Genomic DNA, 4,551 nt, shown 5'->3' on the forward strand with positions numbered 1-4,551 from the left:
CCCCTCGTAGTCGCGCACGGGGACCACGGCCTGGACCTTCTCTCCCGGTTCCAGCGGGATCCAGTTGATGATCGGGCGGCCGCGCGCATTGGAACCGGCTTCCGGCAGCTGGTAGACGGGCAGCCAGAACACCTTGCCGCTGCTGGTGAAGGTCAGCAGCGTGTCGTGCGTGTTGACCAGCCACAGCTGGTCGATGAAATCCTCTTCCTTGGTCGCCGCCGCGCTGCGGCCACGGCCACCGCGCTTCTGCGCGCGGTAGGCGCTGGCGGGCTGCCGCTTGGCGTAGCCCGCGTGCGACAGCGTGACCACCATGTCTTCCGGCGCGATCAGGTCCAGGATGTCGAGGTCTTCTTCGCTGTGGCGGATCTCGCTGCGGCGCTCGTCGCCGAACTCGGCCTTGACGTTCAGCAACTCGTCGCGGATCACCTGCAGCAGCACGTCCGGGTTCTCGAGGATGCGGATCAGCCCGGCGATGGTCTCCAGCAGCTGGCGGTATTCCTCTGTCAGCTTTTCCTGCTCCAGGCCGGTCAGGCGGTGCAGGCGCATTTCCAGGATCTGCGTGGCCTGGGCCTCGCTGAGCTGGTAGCGGCCGTCGACGAAACCGATCGCAGCGGGCAGGTCCTCCGGACGCGAGGCTTCGGCGCCGGCGGCGGCGAGCAGCGCGCCCACCAGGCCCGGCTCCCAGGTCTTGGCGAGCATGCGCTCGCGCGCTTCCTGCGGGTTGGCCGACGTCTTGATCAGCTCGATCATCTCGTCGATGTTCGCGAGCGCGACCGTCAGGCCTTCCAGGATGTGGGCGCGGTTGCGCGCCTTGCGCAGTTCGAAGATGGTCCGGCGGGTCACCACTTCGCGGCGGTGGCGGACGAAGGCTTCCAGCATCTGCTTCAGGTTGAGCAGCTGCGGGCGGCCATCGACCAGCGCGACCATGTTGATGCCGAACACCGATTCCATCGGCGTCTGCAGGTACAGGTTGTTGAGGACGACCTCGGCCGATTCGCCGCGCTTGACCTCGATGTAGATGCGCATGCCGTCCTTGTCGGACTCGTCGCGCAGCTCGCTGATGCCTTCGAGCTTCTTTTCCTTCACCAGCTCGGCAATCTTCTCGATCAGCCGCGCCTTGTTCACCTGGTACGGGATCTCGGTGACGATGATCGACTCGCGACCGTTGTCGTCGTTGACCTCGATGTCGGCCTTGGCGCGCATGCGCACGCGGCCGCGGCCGGTGCGGTAGCCGGCGATGATGCCGGCGGTGCCGTTGATGATGCCGCCGGTGGGGAAATCCGGGCCGGGGATGTACTGCATCAACCCGTCGACGTCGAGTTCGGGGTTGTCGATCAGCGCAATCAGGCCGTTGACCACTTCCGACAGGTTGTGCGGCGGGATGTTGGTGGCCATGCCCACCGCAATGCCGGCCGAACCGTTGACCAGCAGGTTCGGGAAGCGCGTCGGCAGGACCGTCGGTTCCTGTTCCTTCTCGTCGTAGTTGGGCTGGAAATCGACGGTTTCCTTGTCGATGTCCGCCAGCAGCTCATGGGTGAGCTTCGCCATGCGGGCTTCGGTGTAACGCATGGCGGCGGCGGAGTCGCCGTCGACCGAACCGAAGTTGCCCTGGCCATCGACCAGCATGTAGCGCAGCGAGAACGGCTGCGCCATGCGCACCAGCGTGTCGTAGACGGACTKGTCGCCGTGCGGGTGGTACTTACCGATCACGTCACCGACGATGCGGGCGGACTTCACGTGCGGCTTGTTGGCGTGGTTGCCCAGTTCGTTCATGGCGAACAGGACGCGCCGGTGGACGGGCTTCAGTCCGTCGCGGACATCCGGAAGCGCGCGCCCCACGATCACGCTCATCGCGTAATCGAGATAGCTGCGACGCATCTCGTCTTCGAGGTTGACGGGGATGATTTCCTTGGCGGTCTCGGCCATTCGGGTTCCGTGTTTCTCTGATTGTCTCGGGCCTGAATCCGGGCCAAAACACGCCTAGCCGACGAAGGTCGGCGAGGCAGCGACAGGCGGGGATTCCGGCGGGTTCTGCAACCGGTGGAGTGTACCACAGCAGGCGCGCCAGACCGACGGTTTCAGCCGGGGAAACAAGCACTTATGCGCCTGCTCGCCCTACCCGGGAAGCGGTGGCCGACGCGGCCGCCCATCCAGTCCCGGGCAGCTCCGTTCGGGAACGAAAAAGCCCGGCCGAGGCCGGGCTTTTCGCTGGAACTGGTGGGCGGTACAAGTTTCGAACTTGTGACCCCTGCCGTGTGAAAGCAGTGCTCTACCGCTGAGCTAACCGCCCGAAATCATCGGGGCGCGAATGATAGCCGTCGACCGGGGGGGCGGTCAACGCAGCCGCCGGTCAGCGGTCCTTGGTGTCGCACAGTGCACTGACCCGCCGCGGCGGCGCGAAACAGTCGCTGCGCGCATCCGGCCAGAAGTCGCGGAACACCGCGTGCGTGGGGACCCCCGCCAGCAGCTCGCCCGGCGCCAGGAACTTGTACAGCGCTGCCAGTGAACGCACTTCGATGGGCGACACCCGCCTCAGGATGTGCTCGGGCCCCAGCTGCTGCGGATGCTCGAGGCCGGCCGCGCACAGCATGTCGCGCAGGGCCTTCAGCGTGTTGTCGTGGAACTGCTGCACGCGCACGGACTTGTCGGACACATCCAGGTGCTTCCAGCGCTTCGGGTCCTGGGTGGCGACACCGGTCGGGCAACGGTCGTTGTGGCAGCTCTGCGCCTGGATGCAGCCCAGCGCGAACATGAACCCTCGCCCGGCGTTGCACCAGTCCGCCCCCATCGCCATGGTCCGGGCGATGTCGAAGCCACTGATGATCCTGCCTGCCGCACCGATCCGGATGCGGTCGCGCAGGTTGAGTCCAACCAGCGTGTTGTGGACCAGCAGCAACGCCTCGTGCATCGGCACGCCGACATGGTCGATGAATTCAGCGGGTGCGGCGCCCGTACCGCCTTCCGCCCCGTCCACCACGATGAAGTCCGGCAGCAGCCCGGTCTCGTGCATCGCCTTGGCGATGCCAAACCACTCCCAGGGGTGCCCGATCGCCAGCTTGAAGCCGGTGGGCTTGCCACCCGACAGCTCGCGCAGGCGAGCGATGAACTGCAGCAGTTCCACCGGCGTCGAGAACGCGGAGTGCTTCGCCGGCGAGACGCAGTCGTGCCCCATCGGCACGCCGCGCGTGGCGGCAATCTCCGCGCTGACCTTGGCGGCCGGCAGYACACCGCCGTGGCCGGGCTTGGCGCCCTGCGACAGCTTCACCTCGATCATCTTGACCTGCGGCGACCGCGCGTTCTCGGTGAAGCGTTGTTCGTCGAATCGCCCCTGGTCGTCACGGCAACCGAAGTACCCGGAGCCGATTTCCCATACGAGGTCCCCGCCCTTCTCGCGGTGATACGCAGAGATCGAACCTTCGCCAGTGTCATGGTAGAAATTGCCGCGTCGCGCGCCTTCGTTCAGTGCACGCACCGCGTTGGCGGACAGCGAGCCGAAGCTCATCGCCGAGATGTTGAACACGCTCGCCGAATACGGCTGCGCCGTACCCGCGCCGATGACGACGCGGAAGTCGTGCGAGTCCACGCTCGCGGGCGCCATCGAATGGTTGATCCATTCGTAATCCACGCCATAGACATCCTGCTGGCTGCCGAACGGGACCACGTCGCTGACACCCTTGGCACGCTGGTAGACCAGCGCGCGCTGCTGCCGCGAGAACGGCACCTCGGCGGTATCGCCCTCGATGAAATACTGGCGGATCTCGGGACCGACCGATTCCAGTCCGTAGCGGAAATGCGCCAGCACCGGATAGTTGCGGCGCAGCGTGCTGCGCGTCTGCAGCACGTCCCAGGTACCGAGCAGCGCCAAGGCACCGAAGACGGCGACACCCCACCACGCGACCGGCCAGGCCAGCGCGAGTGCCAGCGAAACGAAGGCCAGCACGAGGCTGGCGGCATAGGCGAGGTAACGCTGCATCGGCAGTCTCCCGAGGGCCAGCGTCGATTCTATGCCATGCCCTGCGACGGCATGCCGCAGGCGTCCCGCACGGTTGATCCGGATCAATGCCCGCACCCATGCGCAATGCGAGGTTGACATCACCACAACCGGGAGAGCCCGACATGCATCCGATCCTGCGCGAAATCCTGATGGAACCCGTCGGCTGGCTGGCCATCGGCGGCAGCATCGTCATGGTGGGAATCAGCGTCTTCGTGGCGCTGTTCGTCCGGCGCAAGGTGCGCGAAGAAGAGAAGAAGCGGCAGCGCTGAGGCGATAACGCGTGCGTGGTGCCCGGAGCCGGAATCGAACCGGCATGGCCTTGCGGCCGGCGGATTTTAAGTCCGATGCGTCTACCAGTTTCGCCATCCGGGCCCGGGGATAGCCTGCCTCACTGAGGCCGCCTTGGAAAGCGGCGTGCATGCGAATGCCAGGAACGACGAAGCCCCGCGGGCGGGGCTTCGTGCGTGCTCGACGAGGAGCATGTATGGAGCGGGAAAAGGGACTCGAACCCTCGACCCCGACCTTGGCAAGGTCGTGCTCTACCAACTGAGCTATTC

At 65.9% G+C, this 4,551-nt stretch carries 3 protein-coding genes and 2 tRNA genes; 1 reads left to right on the top strand and 4 read right to left on the bottom strand.

The features are described from left to right. The 3 genes from gyrA to AC04L7_RS12865 all read right to left on the bottom strand — a co-directional run. The coding region (gyrA, locus tag AC04L7_RS12855) for a DNA gyrase subunit A (RefSeq protein WP_475513143.1) at positions 1–1,926 on the bottom strand (1,926 nt) is incomplete at its 3' end. Between the two features lie 289 nt (positions 1,927–2,215). Then, positions 2,216–2,290: transfer RNA gene (locus AC04L7_RS12860), tRNA-Val, on the bottom strand. 60 nt (positions 2,291–2,350) lie between these two features. Next, entirely contained in the window at positions 2,351–3,973 is a 1,623-nt protein-coding gene (locus AC04L7_RS12865; RefSeq protein ID WP_435999080.1) for an FMN-binding glutamate synthase family protein, read from the bottom strand. Between the two features lie 143 nt (positions 3,974–4,116). On the opposite strand from AC04L7_RS12865, the gene AC04L7_RS12870 reads away from it, so the two are divergent. Continuing rightward, positions 4,117–4,263, top strand: coding sequence for a hypothetical protein (locus AC04L7_RS12870; protein ID WP_296281243.1), 147 nt, complete (start codon positions 4,117–4,119; stop codon positions 4,261–4,263). A gap of 16 nt (positions 4,264–4,279) precedes the next feature. Here AC04L7_RS12870 and AC04L7_RS12875 read toward each other — a convergent pair. Next, positions 4,280–4,366: transfer RNA gene (locus AC04L7_RS12875), tRNA-Leu, on the bottom strand. Between the last annotated feature and the right edge of the window lie 185 nt (positions 4,367–4,551).

This window comes from Pseudoxanthomonas sp. LjRoot204_2, assembly GCF_056175765.1.

Bases quoted from the DNA above. Each gene is read 5' to 3' on its own strand.
- AC04L7_RS12870 (WP_296281243.1), top strand. From the start codon at position 4,117: ATGCATCCGATCCTGCGCGAAATCCTGATGGAACCCGTCGGCTGGCTG.